Origin of the sequence: Caballeronia humi (assembly GCF_001544475.1) — a bacterium.
Lineage (GTDB): Bacteria > Pseudomonadota > Gammaproteobacteria > Burkholderiales > Burkholderiaceae > Caballeronia > Caballeronia humi.
Genome location: NZ_FCNW02000006.1, coordinates 22920 through 42075, shown reverse-complemented (window position 1 = coordinate 42075; position 19156 = coordinate 22920). Strand labels below are relative to the sequence as shown.

The 19156-nt window shown below is 63.5% G+C and carries 13 protein-coding genes; 3 read left to right on the top strand and 10 right to left on the bottom strand.

The annotated features are described in order from the left end of the window. Positions 1-3 precede the first annotated feature (3 nt). Positions 4-561 (top strand): cytochrome b/b6 domain-containing protein, encoded by a 558-nt coding sequence (locus tag AWB65_RS09025; protein WP_087666844.1) that lies wholly within the window; start codon positions 4-6, stop codon positions 559-561. A gap of 18 nt (positions 562-579) precedes the next feature. On the opposite strand, the gene AWB65_RS09020 is transcribed toward AWB65_RS09025, so the two are convergent. Together AWB65_RS09020 and putA are read right to left on the bottom strand one after the other, a co-directional pair. Then, positions 580-1728 (bottom strand): branched-chain amino acid ABC transporter substrate-binding protein, encoded by a 1149-nt coding sequence (locus AWB65_RS09020; protein ID WP_087666843.1) that lies wholly within the window; start codon positions 1726-1728, stop codon positions 580-582. Positions 1729-1817: 89 nt separating this feature from the next. Continuing rightward, positions 1818-5753, bottom strand: a complete 3936-nt coding sequence (putA, locus tag AWB65_RS09015; RefSeq protein WP_087666842.1) for a trifunctional transcriptional regulator/proline dehydrogenase/L-glutamate gamma-semialdehyde dehydrogenase — start codon at positions 5751-5753, stop codon at positions 1818-1820. Between the two features lie 295 nt (positions 5754-6048). On the opposite strand from putA, the gene AWB65_RS36300 reads away from it, so the two are divergent. Next, positions 6049-6216 (top strand): hypothetical protein, encoded by a 168-nt coding sequence (locus AWB65_RS36300; RefSeq protein ID WP_159907581.1) that lies wholly within the window; start codon positions 6049-6051, stop codon positions 6214-6216. A 12-nt stretch (positions 6217-6228) separates the two neighbouring features. Here the strand turns inward: AWB65_RS36300 and AWB65_RS09010 are convergent, their stop codons facing one another. Beyond that, complete coding sequence (locus AWB65_RS09010; RefSeq protein ID WP_087666841.1) at positions 6229-8466, bottom strand: primosomal protein N'; 2238 nt, start codon at positions 8464-8466, stop codon at positions 6229-6231. Positions 8467-8919: 453 nt separating this feature from the next. Continuing rightward, the gene (gene hemE, locus AWB65_RS09005) at positions 8920-10014 is read right to left on the bottom strand and encodes a uroporphyrinogen decarboxylase (RefSeq protein ID WP_327357648.1); all 1095 of its coding nucleotides are present in this window, start codon (positions 10012-10014) and stop codon (positions 8920-8922) included. Between the two features lie 196 nt (positions 10015-10210). Here hemE and AWB65_RS09000 point away from each other — a divergent pair, with 196 nt between their 5' ends. Then, complete coding sequence (locus tag AWB65_RS09000; protein WP_087666839.1) at positions 10211-11023, top strand: transporter substrate-binding domain-containing protein; 813 nt, start codon at positions 10211-10213, stop codon at positions 11021-11023. 7 nt (positions 11024-11030) lie between these two features. Here the strand turns inward: AWB65_RS09000 and AWB65_RS08995 are convergent, their stop codons facing one another. The 6 genes from AWB65_RS08995 to atpA all read right to left on the bottom strand — a co-directional run bounded on the left by AWB65_RS08995 (position 11031) and on the right by atpA (position 19111). Further along, positions 11031-11969 (bottom strand): alpha/beta hydrolase, encoded by a 939-nt coding sequence (locus AWB65_RS08995; RefSeq protein ID WP_087666838.1) that lies wholly within the window; start codon positions 11967-11969, stop codon positions 11031-11033. A gap of 632 nt (positions 11970-12601) precedes the next feature. Continuing rightward, positions 12602-14332, bottom strand: a complete 1731-nt coding sequence (locus AWB65_RS08990) for an AMP-binding protein (RefSeq protein WP_087666981.1) — start codon at positions 14330-14332, stop codon at positions 12602-12604. 247 nt (positions 14333-14579) lie between these two features. Beyond that, the gene (locus tag AWB65_RS08985; RefSeq protein ID WP_087658060.1) at positions 14580-15005 is read right to left on the bottom strand and encodes a F0F1 ATP synthase subunit epsilon; all 426 of its coding nucleotides are present in this window, start codon (positions 15003-15005) and stop codon (positions 14580-14582) included. Between the two features lie 137 nt (positions 15006-15142). Beyond that, on the bottom strand, positions 15143-16537 hold the full coding sequence (gene atpD / locus AWB65_RS08980) for a F0F1 ATP synthase subunit beta (protein WP_087666837.1): 1395 nt from the start codon (positions 16535-16537) through the stop codon (positions 15143-15145). Positions 16538-16579: 42 nt separating this feature from the next. Further along, a complete protein-coding gene (atpG, locus tag AWB65_RS08975) occupies positions 16580-17473 on the bottom strand; it encodes a F0F1 ATP synthase subunit gamma (protein WP_087666836.1) in 894 nt (297 codons plus the stop codon). A gap of 96 nt (positions 17474-17569) precedes the next feature. Then, positions 17570-19111: a F0F1 ATP synthase subunit alpha gene (atpA, locus tag AWB65_RS08970; protein ID WP_087666835.1), complete on the bottom strand. Its 1542-nt coding sequence runs from the start codon at positions 19109-19111 to the stop codon at positions 17570-17572. Positions 19112-19156 lie beyond the last annotated feature (45 nt).

Sequence of the window (19156 nt, the reverse complement as noted above, 5' to 3'; positions counted from 1 at the left end):
TCGATGCCCGAAGGCCGCGTGAAAACCTGGGACCTCTGGGTGCGGCTCACGCACTGGACGGTCGCGGGCATCGTCGCGTGGAACCTGTTCGGCCCGACCGATGCTACGCATCGCGTGCTCGGCTATATCGCGGCGGGGCTCGTCGGGCTGCGCATCGTGTGGGGTTTCGTCGGCACGCAGTACGCGCGCTTTTCGGCGTGGTGGCCGACGCCCGCGCATCTTATCGCCTACGTGCGCTCGCTCGCGCGCGGCAGGCCGATGCATCATCTGTCGCACAATCCGCTCGGCGGCTCGATGGCGATCGCGCTGTGGCTGCTGATTCTCGCGCTCGGCGCGAGCGGCTGGCTGATGCGCCTCGACGCCTTCTGGGGCGAAGACTGGCCGCAGGAGCTGCATACGGTTCTGTCGATCGCGCTGGAAGTTTGCATCTGCGTGCATATCGCGGCGGCGATCGTGATGAGCGTCTGGACGCGCGAAAACCTGATCGGCGCAATGCTGACCGGTTTCAAGCGGAGCGGCCCTGAAAACGAAAAGGCCCCGCGGAAACGGAGCCCTTCGTAAAACACCCGCAGCAAAAATTTACTTGCCGCCCACGCTTTGCAGCGTCGTCCACTTGCCGCCGACGACCTTGTACAGCGTGATGCCGCCGTTCTTCAGGTCGCCCTTCGCGTCGTACGCCAGCTTCGACGTCGTCACGCCCGGCATTTCGGTCTTCGCGAGGAACGGCAGGTACTTGGCCGGATCGGTCGAGTTCGCCTTCTTCATCGCGTCGAACATCGCCATCGCGCCGTCGTAGGCGTACGGCGAGTACGTTTGCACGTCTTCGTTGAAGCGCTTCTTGTACTTCGCCGCGTAGGCCGCGCCGCCCGGCATCTGGTCCATCGGCAGGCCCGCGAGCGACGCGACGGTGCCGTCGGCTGCGTCGCCGGCGATCTTCACGAACGTGTCGGTCTTGACCATTTCGCCCGCCATCAACGGCGCGCGGAAGCCGAGCGTCTTCATCTGGCGAACCATCGGCGCGGCTTGCGAATCGGCGCCGCCGTAGTACACGAGGTCCGGATTCGACGACTTGATCTTGGTCAGAATCGCCTTGAAGTCGACGGCCTTGTCGTTCGTGAATTCACGCATGACGATCGTGCCGCCCGACGCCTTCGCCGCCTTCTCGAACTGGTCGGCGAGACCCTGGCCGTAGGCCGTGCGGTCATCGACGATCGCGATCTTCTTGACCTTCAGGTTCTTCACCGCGAATTCGCCCGCGACCGACCCCTGCTGCGTGTCCGACGTCATCATGCGAAACGTCGTCTTGTAGCCTTGCGTGGTGTACTCGGGCGCCGTCGCCATCGCGATCTCGGGGATGCCGGCGTTCGCGTAGATGCGCGAAGCGGGGATCGTCGTGCCCGAGTTGAAGTGGCCGAGCATGCCCTTGATGCCGTCGTCGACGAGCTTCTGCGCGACGGTCGTGCCCGTGCGCGGGTCGGCCTGGTCGTCGGCTGCGTTCAGCACGATGCGAACCGGCTTGCCGCCGATCACCGGCTTCGTCGCGTTGAAATCCTCGACGGCGAGCGTGATGCCGTTCTCGAAGTCCTTGCCGTAGTGGGCCTGGGCGCCCGTCATCGGCGCGGCGAAACCCACCTTCACGTCCTCGACCTGCTGTGCGAATGCGGTCCCCGCGAGCGACAGGCCTGCAACCGCCAGGGCCGCTGCCAGCTTGTTCATCTTGTACGTCATAGCCTTCTCCTAGTACCAGTGTGGATGGCAGCTTGTGCCGGGATCGCCGTGCCTGCTGCCGTTTGTTTGAACCGAGCGCCGAGTATTGCTCAACCGATCGTCATCAAATTCGCATTGCCGCCCGCGGCCGCCGTGTTCACGCTCACCGAGCGTTCCGTCAGCAGCCGTTCGAGCGCGTAGTCCTCGCCGTCGTGACCGCCGTCGGCGAACGCCCCCGCCGCAACGCCCTGCACCGATACGATCGGCCCCGGGCGCTTCGCGACTTCCTTCACCAGCGACAGCAGTTCATCGCTGTCGCCTTCGAACAGCACGGCATCGAATGTCGATGCCGTGTCGCCGGTCTTGCGTGCGCTCGCGTGCGCCTTGAGCGATGCCGGCAGCGACGCCACCAGTTGCTCGCCCGCCGCGCCCGAGAACAACGCCTTGTTGCCGGTGGCGAGCACCGCCGCGAGCTGGGCGCGCGCACCGCTCGCCGTCGACGCCACGCACAGCACCGTGCCGCGCGCGCCGAGCGTGTACGTGTTGCGCTCGCCGGTCGGGCCGGGCAACACGGCGGTGGCGCCGGCCAAAACGAGTTGCAGATAGCCGTCGCAACGTGCCGCCGTCTGCGGATCGCGCTCGGCGATCGACCAGTCGCGCAGCGCGGTCAACGCCGCCGACGGCGTATTCGTCGATGCCGCCTGATCGACGATCAGCGCGTTCGTCAGCGACTTCGGCAAGCCGGTCGGACGCTTCGCCAGCAGACGTTGCAAATAAAGCGCGCCGCCCGCCTTCGGTCCCGTGCCCGACAAGCCTTCGCCGCCGAACGGCTGCACGCCGACCACCGCGCCGATCACGTTCCGGTTCACGTAGATGTTGCCCACGTGCGCGCGATCGATCACGTGCGCGATGGTTTCATCGATCCGCGTATGGATGCCGAGCGTGAGCCCGTAACCCGTGGTTTTGATTTGGTCGAGGAGTTTATCAAGAGACGCGCGGCGATAGCGCACCACGTGCAGCACCGGTCCGAACACCTCGCGCTTGAGTTCGTCGATGGAATCGAGTTCGATCAAGGTCGGCGGCACGAACGTGCCTTGCGCGCAGCCATCCGGCAGCGGCAGTTGCACGACCTTGCGGCCCTTCTCGCGCATCGACGCGACGTGCGCATCGATGCCGCGCTTGGCGTCGGCGTCGATCACGGGGCCCACGTCCGTCGACAGCCGGTCCGGATTGCCCACCGCGAGCTGCTTCATCGCGCCGGTGAGCATTTCGAGCGTGCGATCGGCGACGTCGTCCTGCAGGCAGAGCACGCGCAGCGCCGAGCAGCGCTGACCGGCGGAATCGAACGACGACTGCAACACGTCCGCGACCACTTGCTCCGCGAGCGCCGACGAATCGACGATCATCGCGTTCTGCCCGCCCGTTTCCGCGATCAGCGGAATCGGCCGGCCGTCCGGATCGAGACGTTCCGAGAGCGTCTTGTTGATGAGGCGCGCCACTTCCGTCGAGCCGGTGAACATCACGGCACGGGTGCGCGGATCGGCGACCAGCGCGGCGCCGACCGTCTCGCCGTTGCCCGGCAGCAATTGCACCGCGCCCGACGGCACGCCGGCTTCGCGCAGAATGCGCACGGCTTGCGCGGCGATCAGCGGCGTCTGTTCGGCGGGCTTCGCGAGCACCGGATTGCCGGCGGCGAGCGCTGCGGCGACCTGACCCATGAAAATCGCCAGCGGGAAATTCCACGGGCTGATGCAGACCACGGGCCCAAGCGGACGATGCGTGTCGTTCGAAAACTCGCCGCGAATCTGCGCGGAGTAATAACGCAGGAAGTCGATCGCCTCGCGAATCTCGGAGACCGCGTTCGCCAGCGACTTGCCCGCTTCACGCACGACCAGGCCCATCAGCGTATGCATTTGCGCTTCGAGCAGATCGGCAGCGCGGGCGAGACAGTCGGCGCGATCTTCGACGGGCGTCGCCTGCCAGATCGGTGCGGCGGCCACCGCGTGCGCGATCGCCGCGCTCACCTGTTCCGGCGAAGCCTCGACCACCGTGCCCACCACGTCGCGCAGATCCGCCGGGTTGCGCACGTCGCGCGGCGTGCCGTTGCCCGGATCGTCGCCTTCGAGCATCGGGACCGCGCGCCACGGATTGTTCGCGCTCGCGAGCAACGCCGACGACAGCGACGCCAGCCGATGCTCATTCGACAAATCGAAGCCCATCGAATTGGAGCGCTCGTTGCCGTATAACTGGCGCGGCAGCGGAATTTTGGCGTGCGGCGCGCCGAGCGGCGCAAGCCGCGACGCTTCCTCGATCGGATCGACGACGAGTTCGCTGACCGGAATCGTTTCATCGGCGATGCGGTTCACGAACGACGTGTTCGCGCCGTTTTCGAGCAGACGCCGCACGAGATACGCGAGCAGCGTTTCGTGCGTACCGACCGGCGCATACACGCGACACGGCCGGTTCAGCTTGTCGCGCCCGGTGACTTCCTCGTACAGCGGCTCGCCCATGCCGTGCAGGCACTGGAACTCGTACTGGCCGGGATAGTAATTGTGGCCCGCGAGGTGATAGATCGCCGACAGCGTGTACGCGTTGTGCGTCGCGAACTGCGGATAGACCGCATCCGGCGCGCCGAGCAGCTTCTTCGCGCAGGCGACGTAGGAAATATCCGTATAAATCTTGCGCGTGTAGACCGGATAGCCTTCGAGGCCATCGACTTGTGCGCGCTTGATTTCGGAATCCCAGTAAGCGCCCTTCACGAGCCGGATCATCAGACGATGACGGCTGCGGCGCGCGAGGTCGATCAGGTAGTCGATCACGAACGGACAGCGCTTCTGATAAGCCTGCACCACGAAACCGATGCCGTTCCAGCCCGCCAGTTCCGGATCGAAACAGAGCGCTTCGAGCAAATCGAGCGAGATTTCGAGACGATCGGCTTCTTCGGCGTCAATGTTCAGGCCGATGTCGTAGCGGCGCGCGAGTTGCGCGAGCGAGCGCACGCGCGGCAGCAGTTCGTTCATCGTGCGTTCCTGTTGCGAACGCGAATAACGCGGATGCAGCGCGGAAAGCTTGATCGAGATGCCCGGGCCTTCGTAGATGCCGCGTCCGCCCGCCGCCTTGCCGATCGCGTGGATCGCCTGCTCGTAGGAGGCGTAGTAGCGTTGCGCGTCTTCTTCGGTCGTCGCGGCTTCGCCGAGCATGTCGTAGGAATAACGGAAACCGCGCGCTTCGAACTTGCGACTATTCGCAAGCGCTTCCGAAATCGTCTCGCCGGTGACGAACTGCTCGCCCATCAGGCGCATCGCCATATCGACGCCCTTGCGGATCAACGGCTCGCCGCCGCGTCCGATCAGGCGCGTCAGCGCCGACGACAATCCCGTCTCGCTGTTCGTCGTCACCAGCTTGCCGGTGATCATCAGACCCCACGTCGCCGCGTTCACGAACAGCGACGGCGCCTGGCCCATGTGCGAACGCCAGTCGCCCTTGCTGATCTTGTCGCGGATCAGCGCGTCGCGGGTCGCGCGATCGGGAATGCGCAGCAGCGCTTCCGCGAGACACATCAGCGCGACGCCTTCCTGGCTGGAGAGCGAAAACTCGTGGATCAGCCCCTCGACACCGCCGCCCGTGTGCTTCGCGCGCAAGGCTTCGACGAGTGTCGTCGCGAGCGCCTGCGTCTCGGTGGCAATGGTCGCCGGCAGACGTGCCTGCCCGACGAGGAACGGCACGCACTCCGGCTCCGGCCGGCGGTACGCCGCCGTGATCGCCGCGCGCAGCACCGACTGCGGCTGCACGTTCTGCGCGAAATCGAGGAAAGGATGGGCGGCGCTGTCATCGTCGCCTTCGACGGGCACCGTCTCGCCCAGCTCCGCCACGCCATTCACGCCCGACAGCTCCGGCGGCAACTGGCCGTGCTCGATGCGTTCGAGATACGCGAAGATCGCCTGCTTGATAAGCCAGTGGGGGGTGCGCTCGAGACGCGTCGCGGCATCTTTCAGCCGTGAGCGCAGGAGATCGTCGACTTTGACGCCAAGGGTAGTGCTCGCCATATTTCCTTCGTTTGGCCGCGATACAACCGGCCGATGACTAAAAAGTTGGCGAATCGTACTCCGCCGCAAAAAAAGGTGCAACCTACTTTTTGCGATGGGTTGCACCCCTTTGGGGCCCTTGCCCAGCAAGGCTTTGACGGATGCGGGCGGGCGCGGGGGATGGCGTCAAACGCCTAGTATTTTCCCTAGTCTCAATATTGTCGGAGTTGCCCTACTCAAAACCTCTTTTCCCGCCGATATACCTCCCATGCGCGCCGACCAATGGGCGCCAACAAGTCGTTTCGGGGAGAAGGATATGAGCACGTGGATGGTAATCGTCGGGATATGGGCGATGTTTGCAGTGTGTGTCGTGCTGTTTATTCGCGGCGCTACGTCGCGGGTCGCGCACGCGGGCGAAAAGGCCAGCGAGATACCCGACACGCCGCACCCGGCGGGCGACAAGGTGACGCCCGGCGGCGTCTGAAGCGCCTGCCGCTTAAATATCGAGCGGATCGACTTCGACGGCCCAGCGCAATACGCCCTTCAGACTGCGCAATTCGGGTTGCCACGCGCGCAAAGCCGTCTGCAGCGCGGCGCGCGACGCGCATTCCAGCAGCAATTGCGCGCGGTGCACATTGAAGACCTTGACGATCGTGAGCGGCACGGCGTCGTAGACCGTCACGCGGTCCGCGCCCGGTAGCGGCGCGAACGCGGTGGCCGCTTGCTGCAAGAATCCAAGCGCCGCCTCCAGCGTGCGCCCCTCGGCGCGTAGCAGCGCCTGATAGACGAACGGCGGCAAATGCGCGTCACGCCGCTCGGTGAGCGTCGAATTCGCGAAACCGACGTAGTCGTGCCGCGCCAGCGCGTGATACAGCGCATGTCGCGGATAGCGCGTCTGGATCACCACCTCGCCGGGCAAACCTGAACGCCCCGCCCGGCCGCTTACCTGCATCAATTGCGCGAAAAGGCGCTCGCTCGCGCGGAAATCGTGGGAAAAGAGCGCCGTATCGGCATTCAGAACGCCGACGAGCGTCACGCGCTGAAAATCGTGCCCCTTCGCGATCATCTGCGTGCCGACCAAAATATCGACCTCGCCTGCGTGCACGTCCGAGAACAACGCCTGCGCGCTGCCCTTCCGGCGCGTGCTGTCCGCATCGATGCGCAGCACGCGTGCGCCCGGCACCGCGCTCGCGAGCGTTTCCTCGACGCGCTGCGTGCCGCGTCCCATCGGCGCGATATCGACGTTGCCGCAATCCGGACACGACTTCGGAATCCGCGCTTCCCAGCCGCAATGGTGACAGCGCAGATTCCGCTCGGGCTTGTGCAGCACGACATACGCGCTGCAACGCGGACAGCCGGCGACCCAGCCGCAGGCATCGCATGACAGGATCGGCGCGTAGCCACGGCGGTTCAGAAACACGAGACTTTGCTCGCCGCGTTCCAGCCGGCTTTTCAGCGCGGCGACGAGCGGGCCCGACAACCCTTCGATCGACGCCCGCCCGCGCCTGCGCTCCTCTTCGAGGTCGACAAGCCGCACGCTCGGCAGCACGGCTTCCGCGACGGCGCGACGCGACAGCGTGAGCCGCGTGTAGCGGCCCTGCTCGGCCTGCCACCAGCTTTCGAGCGACGGCGTCGCCGAGCCGAGCACGACCGGGATCTCGCGCTGCTTTGCACGGTAGATCGCGAGATCGCGGGCGGAATAGCGCAAGCCTTCCTGCTGCTTGTATGCGGGATCGTGCTCCTCGTCGACGACGATCAGCGCCAGTCCGGGCATCGACGCCAGAATCGCGAGCCGCGTCCCCAGGACGATCCGCGCGCGTCCGGTGTGCGCGGCGAGCCAGTTGCGCACGCGCTCGCCCTCGGCCAGGCCGCTGTGCATCGTGACGATCGCGCCTTCGGGCAGCGCGGCGAAACGCGCGCGGAACGCGGCCTCGAACTGCGGCGTCAGATTGATTTCGGGGACGAGGACGAGCGCCTGCGCGTCCGGCCGCGCGTGGAGCAAGCCCGCGAGCGCGTGCAGATAAACCTCGGTCTTGCCGCTGCCCGTCACGCCGTGCAAGAGGAACGGAGCGAAGCTGCGCGCGGCGGTGATCGCGTCGACGGCTTCCTGCTGTTCCTGCGTGAGACGCGGGAGCAAGGCGTCATTGGTGAGTTCATCGGGCAACTCGGGGGCGTCGTCTTTTTCTTCGCGCACGACCCAGCCCTTCGATTGCCACTCGGCCAGCGTCGTGCTCGCCTTCGGATGCAGCGCGCGAGCATCGGCGGCGGCGAGCGCCGGTTGCGCCGCGAGCGCTTCGGCAAGACGCCGCAGCGCGTGTGCGCGCGCCGGTAGCGCATCGGGCAACACGGCGCGCCCCGCCGGCAGCAGCTGGTAGCGCTCCGCGGGCGCAAACAGCCGCGCCCAGCGCGACGCATCGCGCAACGCCTGCGGCAACGCAGGCAACGCGACTTCGCCCAGACCGCGCTGGTAGTACTCCGCGGCGAACGCGGCGAGCGCGCGCCATTCGCCGGAGAGCGGCGCGCAGGCATCGCAGATGGCTTCGACGGCACGCAACTTGTCGGCGGGGACATCGCTTTGTGTCGTCACTTCGCAGATCAGACCGACGACGTCGCGCCGCCCGAACGGCACGCGCACCAGCAGGCCCGCCTCGGGCCGAGGCGCGAGGTCGTATCGATAGTCGAAGAGCGTGGGCAGCGGATGATCCAGCGCCACGCGGACGAACACCGCGCTCATTCGCTGCACCGCCGCCAAGCGCCAGCACCGCCGCGCGCCGACGACAGCACAAGGCTTTGCCCGGCGCACTTAAAGTGAAACATCACAATCGGCGCTAAGTTCAGGATTATTTTTGAGAAAGTGAGGCTTTCCACAGGCCTGTGGATAACTTTGTTGAGAACTTTAGTTGACAGTTCACAAAAACCGCGTGTGGAGTCGCTTTGTGCGCTTGCCCACATTGCGGATCGACTAAGATATTTCTCTTTTAAATCATAATGTTGACTCGCACATAGAACGGCTTTATCGGCGTTTTGCGGCCATACGTATGATGGCGCGCCGCAGCGTAAAAAATGTGCATAAGTCAACTCTTGACAATCGGGAGACCGCCGAAGGGGCGCCGTTCGGGGCACGCGCGCCGCTGCCAATCGCACGACTGTTTCGAGCCCCGTCTGCTGCATCGCAACAAGCAATGCCTCAGGCGTTGCCCTTCTGACGGATCGCGCGGCTATGGGTATGCACCTCGTCGACGAGTTCGGCGACGTGTTCGGGCGGCGTGAATTGCGAGATGCCGTGGCCCAGATTGAAGACGTGGCCCGGGAAGTTACCGAAGCTGTCGAGTACGGCGCGCGCTTCCGAGCGGATCGCGGCGGGCGGCGCGAACAGCACGCTCGGATCGATATTGCCTTGCAGTGCCACGCGATCGCCGACCTTGGCCCGCGCCGCGCCGAGGTTGACGGTCCAGTCGAGCCCAACGGCGTCCACGCCGATCGACGCGATTTCGTCCAGCCACAACCCGCCGCCCTTGGTGAACGTGATGACCGGCACGCGCGCGCCGTCGTGCTCGCGCTTCAGGCCCGCGACGACCTTCCTGATGTAATCGAGCGAAAATCGCTGGTACGCGCCATCGGCGAGTGCGCCGCCCCAGGTGTCGAAGATCATCACGGCCTGCGCGCCTGCATCGATCTGCGCGTTCAGGTACGCGATCACGGACTGTGCGTTGACGTCGAGAATGCGGTGCATCAGGTCAGGCCGCGCGTACGCCATCGACTTGACCGTGCGATGGTCGTCCGAGCCGCCACCTTCGACCATGTAGCACGCGAGCGTCCACGGGCTGCCCGAAAAGCCGATCAGCGGTATTTTCTGACGGCCTTCGGCATCGGTGAGCGCGCGGCGGATCTGGCTAACGGCATCGGTCACGTAGCGCAGTGTCACGTCGATGTCCGGCACGGCGAGACGCGCGACATCCGCTTCCGTGCGCACCGTGCGCTCGAAGCGCGGACCTTCCCCCTGCACGAAGTTCAGGCCGAGGCCCATGGCGTCGGGGATCGTCAGGATGTCGGAGAAAAGGATCGCGGCGTCGAGCGGATAGCGTTCGAGCGGCTGGAGCGTGACTTCAGTCGCGTAATCGGGATTCTTCGCGAGGCCCAAGAAGCTTCCGGCGCGCGCACGCGTCGCGTTGTACTCGGGCAGATAGCGCCCCGCCTGGCGCATCAACCAGATCGGCGTGTAGTCGGTCGGCTGACGCAGCAGCGCGCGCAGGAAAGTATCGTTGAGAAGGGTATGGGCCACGGCGCTCGGTGCTGAAAGGCAAAGGAGCATTCTACCGGAGCGGCCCCGCGTTTTTGCGATGCACGGACGCCGCGTGAAGCCCGCGTGATCGCCCGCAAGCGCGATTTCGCGATGGCGTCTCGGGGAACTCGCGCATTGTTGAAGGCACGCATCGTTGACTATGATCGACGTTCGCCACTATTAAATAAGAAGACCCATGAGACACCTTGTCGCTATCGCCGCCGCAGCGTTGGCCTTCAACAGCGCGCAGGCGCAGACGGTGCAGGCCGGCACGATCTCCGGCGCGACGCCCGCCGCCGCTACAACGACGTCGCGTCTGGACGACGTGCTCTCCCGCCACACGCTGCGCGTGTGCACGACCGGCGACTACAAGCCGTACACGTTCCTGAAGCCTGACGGCCAGTTCGAAGGCATCGACATCGATCTCGCCGACAGCCTCGCCAAGTCGCTTGGCGTAAAGGCCGACTACGTGAAGACGTCGTGGTCGAGCCTGATGAACGACTTCATCGCGAAATGCGACATCGCGGTGGGCGGCGTCTCGACGACGCTCGATCGGCAGAAGCGCGCGTTCTTCACGCAGGCGTACATGGTGGACGGGAAAACAGCGATCGTGCGTTGCGACGATGTGGAGAAATATCAGACTGTCGCGCAGATCGACCAGCCGGGCGTGCGGACGATCGTCAATCCGGGTGGCACGAACGAGCGCTTCGCGAAGCAATTTTTTACGCATTCGCAACTGATCGAGTATCCGGACAACGTGACGATCTTCAAGCAGATCCTCGACGGCCGCGCCGACGTGATGGTCACCGACGCCTCCGAAACTTTGCTCCAGCAAAAGCTGAACCCCGGCCTGTGCTCCGTGCATCCCGACAAACCGTTCCAGTTCGGCGAAAAAGCCTATCTCGTACCACGCGGCGACGTGGCGTTTCAGCAGTACGTCGACCAGTGGCTGCACCTCGCGCGATCGACTGGTGAATTTCAGTCGGTCGTCGATAAATGGCTGAAGTGACGGCCCTTTAGCGCAGCATCGTCCCGACGCGCTCGGCGGCGCGCTTCATCCACGCGGCGGCCGCCGGCGAATGCTGCTGAATGCGGCCGAAGCCGTGCGTCATGTCGTGCGCGTCGATCAACTCGACGCGGCCGCCGTTGCTCTCCAGAAAACGCGCAAGTTCGAACGCGTCGTCGTAGAGCGGATCGTGCGCCGCGGCGACGATCAGCGCCGGCGCGGGCGTCCGCTCGAACGGCTCGGCGAGCGGGAAGGCTCGGACGTCGTCGGCGGCGGGCGCGGCGCCGGACAGAAATTGCTGCCAGTACCACTTCATTTCGTCGTTCGTGAGGCCGGGGCCGTTCGAGTTCGCGATGCAGCTCGCGCTCTCGAACTGACGCCGCACCGCCGGATACAGCAGCAACTGCGCGCCAACAAGCCCCGCCACGCGGTCATTCGCCCCGCGCGCCGCAACGACCGCGAGGTGCGCGCCCGCGCTGTCGCCGCCGACGGCAAGCCGGTCCGTCGCGAAACCCAGCCGCGAGCGATGCTCAGCGAACCAGATGAGGGCGTCGAGCGCGTCGTCGCACGGCGCGGGGAACGGATGCTCGGGCGCGACACGGTAATCGACGCTCGCGACGGCGCAATGCGCGTCGATCGCGAGCCGCTCAACGAGCGCATCGTGCGTATCCAGATCACCGACGACCCAGCCGCCGCCGTGAAAGTACACGAGGAGCGGCAGCGTTTCAGCCGCCGCAACCGGCCGATATACCCGCGCGTTCAACTCGCGACCTTGCAGCGGCACCGTCAGTTCGCTTACGGCAATGTCCGCGCCGCGCGGGCGAGCGAAAGTTCGCGCGACGTCCTGAAAACGCTGGCGGATGGCGCGAGCGTCGGCATCGGCGGGAAGGGGCGGAAACGCCTCCGCCGACGCGCGGTAATAGGCGAGCATGTCGCTGTCGATCGTCATATATATCTCCGGAATTTTTGTCATGTAGCCGATTTATTCCCCGTTCGTCGAAAATGCTTTTCGATTTCATGAGGATCGCTCGTTCGATTTTCGCGGAAAATTAGAGTCTCCGCACTAGGCGTTAAAGCAGCGATCGACGATTAATTGCCAATCAGCCGCTCACAAAGCGCGTGATGCGGGCAATTAATTTTCCAAAACGGCTTGAATGGCGGTCGAATATTTCCGGCGAAGCTCATGCGACCCGGGTTACAAACTGAAACACTTTGTTACGGCCGCCCGAGATCAATTCGCCCACAATCTGTTCAAACGGTTTCAACACGGATGTGTTGGGTGCGGTGTGTTTTTAATGACCACGTGCCCTGCTTTTCGGCCTTGCCGAAACCCTCTCCTGGGACATCTTTGCTGGGGTCGTTCTTCGGTCCAAACGCGGTATCGAAGTTGTTCCCACCTTTGGTCTCCTCGCGCTAACCCCGTAGCGTGTGGTTTTTAGCGGGCTCCAGGCCCGCTTTTTTTTCGTCCGGACAAACGTTTGCGCGCATTTCAAAATGAATCGCGTGATAGTTGCTCCGTCAGAAACTGAAAGGAGAACGCCTTCACGTTCTTGCGTTCTCCTTTCAGGCCAGTGATTAAACTCACGCCGTTTTAGCTTCTGCGATTTTCAATTCTTCGATCATCCGCGCGCGCATGATGAATTTTTGCGCCTTGCCGGTCACCGTCATCGGCAATTCGTCGACAAAGCGGATATAACGCGGAATCTTGTAGTGTGCGATCTGGCCTTGGCAAAACTCGCGGATATCCTCGGCCGTCGCTTGTTCGCCCGGCCGCAGCACGATCCACGCGCAGACCTCTTCGCCGTACTTCTGATCCGGCACGCCGAACACCTGTACCGTCTGCACCTTCGGATGCCGGAACAAAAACTCCTCGATTTCGCGTGGATACACGTTCTCGCCGCCGCGAATCAGCATGTCCTTCAGGCGCCCGACGATGTTGCAATAGCCGTCAGCATCAATCGTCGCGAGGTCGCCGGTGTGCATCCAGCCGTCGACGATCGCCTCGCGCGTCTTTGTCTCGTCGTCCCAGTAGCCTTTCATCACGGAATAGCCGCGCGTGCACAGCTCGCCCGTCTCGCCGACTTGCACGACGTTGCCTACCGGATCGATGATTTTGACTTCCAGGTGCGGCTGAATGCGTCCGACGGTCGTCGTGCGCTTGTCGAGCGGATCGGTCGTCGAACTCTGGAAGGACACTGGGCTCGTCTCCGTCATCCCGTAGGCGATGGTGATTTCGCGCAGGTTCATCGTCGAAACAACGCGCTTCATCGTTTCGATCGGACACGGCGAACCCGCCATGATGCCGGTGCGCAGACGGCTGAAGTCGTACTTCGCGAAGTCCGGATGATCCAGTTCGGCGATGAACATCGTCGGCACGCCGTGCAGCGCGGTGCAACGCTCCTCGTGGACGGCTGCGAGCGTCGCGGCGGGATCGAAGGCTTCGCCGGGGAAGACCATCGCGCAACCCGTTGATACACACGCGAGGACCGCCAGGACCATCCCGAAGCAGTGATACAGCGGCACCGGAATGCAGAGCGAGTCGTTCTCCGTGAGACGCATCGCGATCGCGATGTAGCGCGCGTTGTTCACGACGTTATGGTGCGTGAGCGTCGCGCCCTTCGGATTACCGGTCGTGCCGCTCGTGAACTGGACGTTGATCGGATCGTGCGCGTCGAGCTTCGCTTCCAGCGTTTCGAGCCGCGCGGTGTCAAGTTGCTCACGGCCGCGCGCCATCACGTCGCCGAAGTTGAGCATGCCGGGCGTCTTCGCGTCGCCCAAGCGGATCACGGTGCGCAATTCGGGCAGCTTCGCCGCTTGCAGCGCGTTCGGCTCGGCATCGGCGAGTTCGGGTGCGAGCGTCTGAAGCATGTCGAGATACTTCGACGTCTTGAACTGCTCGGCCGCAATCAGCGCCTTGCAGCCGACCTTGTTCAGCGCGTATTCGAGTTCGGCCAGCCGATACGCCGGGTTGATGTTGACGAGCACCGCGCCGATCCGCGCCGTCGCGAACTGCGTGAGCAGCCATTCCGCGCGATTCGGCGACCAGATACCGACGCGATCGCCCGCTTCCACGCCAAGTGCGAGCAGTCCGCTCGCGAGGACATCGACTTCATCGGCGAACTGGCGCCACGTCCAGCGGATGTTTTGCTCGCGGAAGGTGACGCCGGGACGATTTGGAAATCGCGCGACGGTGTCGAGCAGGAATCGCGAGACGGTGGCGTCGCTTAAGGGAATGTCGGTTGCGCCGCGGACTTGAGATAGGCCGTCGCGTGGTTCGATCTGCGCGTCGGCCTGCGTCGGTTGAATTGCCATCGATGTCTCCGCAATGAATTCGACCTGCTTTTTGCAGGCCATTTGGAAGACTATTCTGCACGGTAAAAGTAACCGGCGGCATTCAGTGTTACCCGGAACGGTTATCGGCTTTCGATGGCGTAGTTGCGTGAAATCAGTGGCTTACGCGTAAAGCGGGAGCGTCGCACATCGGACATGCAGAAACGCGCGGTAGAAATAAAAAAGCAGCCCGAAGGCTGCTTTCTCAATCACATGCTGACGCCAGCGCTCAATGCTGTCCGCGCAGTTTCCGCAGACGCTGGATCGCGGCCAACTGCGCCGTCGCGTACGCGAGTTCCGCTTGCGCGGTCGCGTATTCGAGATTCGAATCCGTGTTCTGCAGCGCTTCTTCCGCGCGCTTCTTCGCCTGCTCGGCTTTCGCTTCGTCGAGGTCCGCGCCGCGGATCGCCGTATCGGCGAGCACGGTCACGACGCCCGGCTGAATCTCGAGGATCCCGCCCGCAACGAACACGAACTCTTCCGAGCCGTCTTCCGCCTCGATGCGCACCGCGCCCGGACGAATGCGCGTGATGAGCGGCGTGTGGCCCGGCAAAATACCGAGTTCACCCGCTTCGCCCGGCAGCGCGACGAACTTCGCCTGGCCCGAGAAGATCTGCTCTTCCGCGCTGACGACGTCTACTTTGATGGTTGCCATATCGACTCGACTCCTGGGGTCTATCTCCGCGCTCGCAGAGGAATCCGCCAAGCGCTATCGCTGGAACACCGCGCCATGAGACGCGATGCGCGAACGCTGCCTCGTCGGGCCAGCGTCCGCTTCGATACACCCGACCTTTACTGGATCTTCTTGGCCTTTTCGAAGGCTTCGTCGATCGTGCCGACCATGTAGAACGCCTGCTCCGGCAGATGATCGCACTCGCCTTCGACGATCATCTTGAAGCCGCGGATCGTTTCCTTCAGCGGCACGTACTTGCCCGGCGAACCCGTGAACACTTCCGCGACGTGGAACGGCTGCGACAGGAAACGCTGGATCTTCCGCGCGCGCGCCACGGCGAGCTTGTCTTCCGGCGCGAGTTCGTCCATGCCCAGAATCGCGATAATGTCGCGCAATTCCTTGTAGCGCTGCAGCGTTTGCTGCACGCCGCGCGTGATCGTGTAGTGCTCTTCGCCGATCACGTTCGGGTCGATCTGACGCGAGGTCGAATCGAGCGGGTCCACGGCCGGGTAGATACCCAGCGAAGCGATGTCACGCGACAGCACGACCGTTGCGTCCAAGTGGCCGAACGTCGTAGCCGGCGACGGGTCGGTCAAGTCATCTGCCGGGACGTACACGGCCTGCACCGACGTAATCGAACCCGTCTTCGTCGACGTGATGCGCTCTTGCAGTTTGCCCATTTCTTCAGCCAGCGTCGGCTGATAGCCCACTGCCGACGGCATACGGCCGAGCAGTGCCGACACTTCCGTTCCCGCCAGCGTGAAACGGTAGATGTTGTCGACGAAGAACAGCACGTCGAGGCCTTCGTCGCGGAAGTGCTCGGCCATCGTCAGGCCGGTCAGCGCCACGCGCAGACGGTTGCCCGGCGGCTCGTTCATCTGGCCGTACACGAGCGCCACTTTGTCGAGAACGTTCGAGTCCTTCATTTCATGATAGAAGTCGTTCCCTTCGCGGGTACGCTCGCCAACGCCGGCGAACACGGAATAACCGCCGTGCTCCTTCGCGATGTTGTTGATCAGTTCCATCATGTTCACGGTCTTGCCCACGCCGGCGCCGCCGAACAGGCCAACCTTGCCGCCCTTCGCGAACGGGCAGATCAGGTCGATAACCTTGATGCCGGTTTCCAGCAGTTCCGTCGACGGCGACAGATCTTCGAACTTCGGAGCCTTCTGGTGAATGCCGCGCGTCACGTCCGAGTTGATCGGACCGGCTTCGTCGATCGGACGGCCGAGCACGTCCATGATCCGTCCGAGCGTCGGCTTGCCGACCGGCACGCTGATCGGCTTGCCCGTGTTCTTCACGACCGTGCCGCGACGCAGCCCGTCCGAGGCACCCAGACAAATCGTGCGGACCACGCCGTCGCCCAACTGTTGCTGCACTTCTAGCGTCAGCTCGGAGCCTTCCAAAACGAGCGCGTCGTAAATCTTCGGCATGTCCGAACGGGGGAATTCCACGTCGATCACCGCGCCGATGCACTGTACGATCTTGCCTTCTACCAAAGCAGTGGTACTCATCGCATTTCCTTTAGATACTGTTTGATTCAGCTCACGCGATCATCAGACCGCAGCGGCGCCGCCGACGATTTCCGAGAGTTCCTTCGTAATCGCGGCCTGCCGGCTCTTGTTGTACACGAGCTGCAATTCGCCGATCACGGTCTTCGCATTGTCCGACGCGGCCTTCATCGCCACCATCCGGGCCGATTGCTCCGAGGCCATGTTCTCCGCGACCGCCTGATAGACGAGCGCCTCGACATAACGCACGAGCAGTTCATCGACGACGGTTTGCGCGTCCGGCTCGTAGATGTAGTCCCACGACGTCTTCGGCGTGACGGATTCACCGTCGGCGCTGTCGCGACGCTTGAAGTCTTCGGTCGAGAGCGGCAACAGTTGCTCGATCACCGCTTCCTGCTTCATCGTGTTGACGAAGCGCGTGTACGCCAGGTACACCGCGTTGATCTTGCCTTCCGAGTACAGGTCGAGCTGCACCTTCACCGCGCCGATCAGCTTTTCGAGATGCGGCGTGTCGCCGAGGTGCGTGACTTGCGACACGACCTTCGCGCGCAGGCGATTCAGAAAACCGAGACCTTTCCCGCCGATCGCCGATGCCTCGAAGGAGACGCCGCTCTGCTCGAGTTCCTTGAACTTCTGAACCGACGCACGCAGGATGTTCGTGTTCATGCCGCCGCACAGACCCTTGTCGGTCGTGACGAGGATGATGCCGGCCACTTTCGCGCCTTCGTTCTTCACCATGAACGGGTGGCGGTACTCGGGGTTGGCTTCGCTCATGTGCGCCGCGATCTCGCGAACCTTGTCGGCGTACGGACGAGCGGCGCGCATGCGCTCCTGAGCGCGGCGCATCTTCGACGCGGCCACCATCTCCATCGCTTTCGTGATCTTGCGCGTGTTCTGCACGCTCTTGATCTTGCCGCGAATTTCCTTCATTCCAGCCATTTGCTTACTCCCTGATCGAAGTGGCGCGGGTTTTGGCTTCGGCTTTCTTCGCCCGAAGCGGCCCGCGCCGCTCCAAAGTTTCGATCAATGTTGAGATCAGTAAGCGCCCGACTTCTTGAAGTCCTTCAGCGCGGTATGCAATGCGCCTTCGTCGTCCTTCGACAAGTCTTTGTTGTCTTCGATGCGCTTGACCATGTCGGCGTGCTTCGTCTTCAGGTATTCGCGCAGACCCTTTTCGAACGGCAGCACCTGGCTGACTTCGAGGTCATCGAGATAACCGTTGTTCGCCGCGAACAGCGACACCGCCAGCTCCCACACTTGCAGCGGCTGATATTGCGGCTGCTTCAGCAGTTCCGTCACGCGGCGGCCGCGTTCGAGCTGCTTGCGGGTGGCTTCGTCGAGGTCGGACGCGAACTGCGCGAACGCAGCCAGTTCACGATACTGCGCCAGGTCGGTACGAATACCGCCCGAGAGCTTCTTCACGACCTTGGTCTGAGCCGCACCACCGACGCGCGACACCGACACGCCCGCGTTGATGGCAGGGCGGATACCGGCGTTGAACAGGTCGGTTTCCAGGAAGATCTGGCCGTCGGTAATCGAAATCACGTTCGTCGGAACGAACGCGGTCACGTCGCCGGCTTGCGTTTCGATGACCGGCAGCGCCGTCAGCGAACCGCTCTTGCCCTTCACTTCACCGTTGGTGAACTTCTCGACGTAGTCTTCCGACACACGAGCCGCACGTTCCAGAAGACGCGAGTGCAGATAGAACACGTCGCCCGGGTACGCTTCACGGCCCGGCGGACGGCGCAGCAGCAGCGAAATCTGACGATACGCCCACGCTTGCTTGGTCAAGTCGTCGTACACGATCAGCGCGTCTTGCCCGCGATCGCGGAAGTACTCGCCCATCGAGCAGCCGGCGTACGGCGCGAGGTATTGCATCGCAGCCGATTCCGAAGCCGAAGCCGCGACGACGATCGTGTATTCCATCGCGCCGGTTTCTTCGAGCTTGCGCACCACGTTCATGATCGACGAAGCCTTCTGACCGATCGCGACGTAGATACAGAAGAGGTTCTTGCCCTTCTGGTTGATGATCGCGTCGATCGCGACTGCGGTCTTGCCGCACTGGCGGTCGCCAATGATCAGCTCACGCTGGCCACGGCCGACGGGAACCATCGCGTCGATCGACTTCAGCCCGGTTTGCACCGGCTCCGACACCGACTTACGCCAGATCACGCCCGGTGCAATCTTTTCGACCGCGTCGGTCATCTTCGCGTTGATCGGACCCTTGCCGTCGATCGGGTTGCCGAGCGCATCGACCACACGGCCGAGCAGTTCCGGACCCACCGGCACTTCGAGAATGCGGCCCGTCGTCTTGACGATGTCGCCTTCCGAGATGTGTTCGTATTCACCCAGAATCACGGCGCCGACCGAATCGCGCTCGAGGTTCAGCGCGAGACCGAACGTGTTGCCCGGGAATTCGAGCATTTCGCCCTGCATCACGTCCGACAGGCCGTGGATACGCACGATACCGTCGGTCACGGAGATCACGGTGCCCTGGTTGCGAACGTCTGCGCTCGCTTCAAGGCCCTGGATCCGGCTCTTGATCAGCTCACTGATCTCAGAGGGATTGAGTTGCATTATTCGCTCCTGATAGTCAATTCTGTTGCGTGCCAGCTTTTAAGC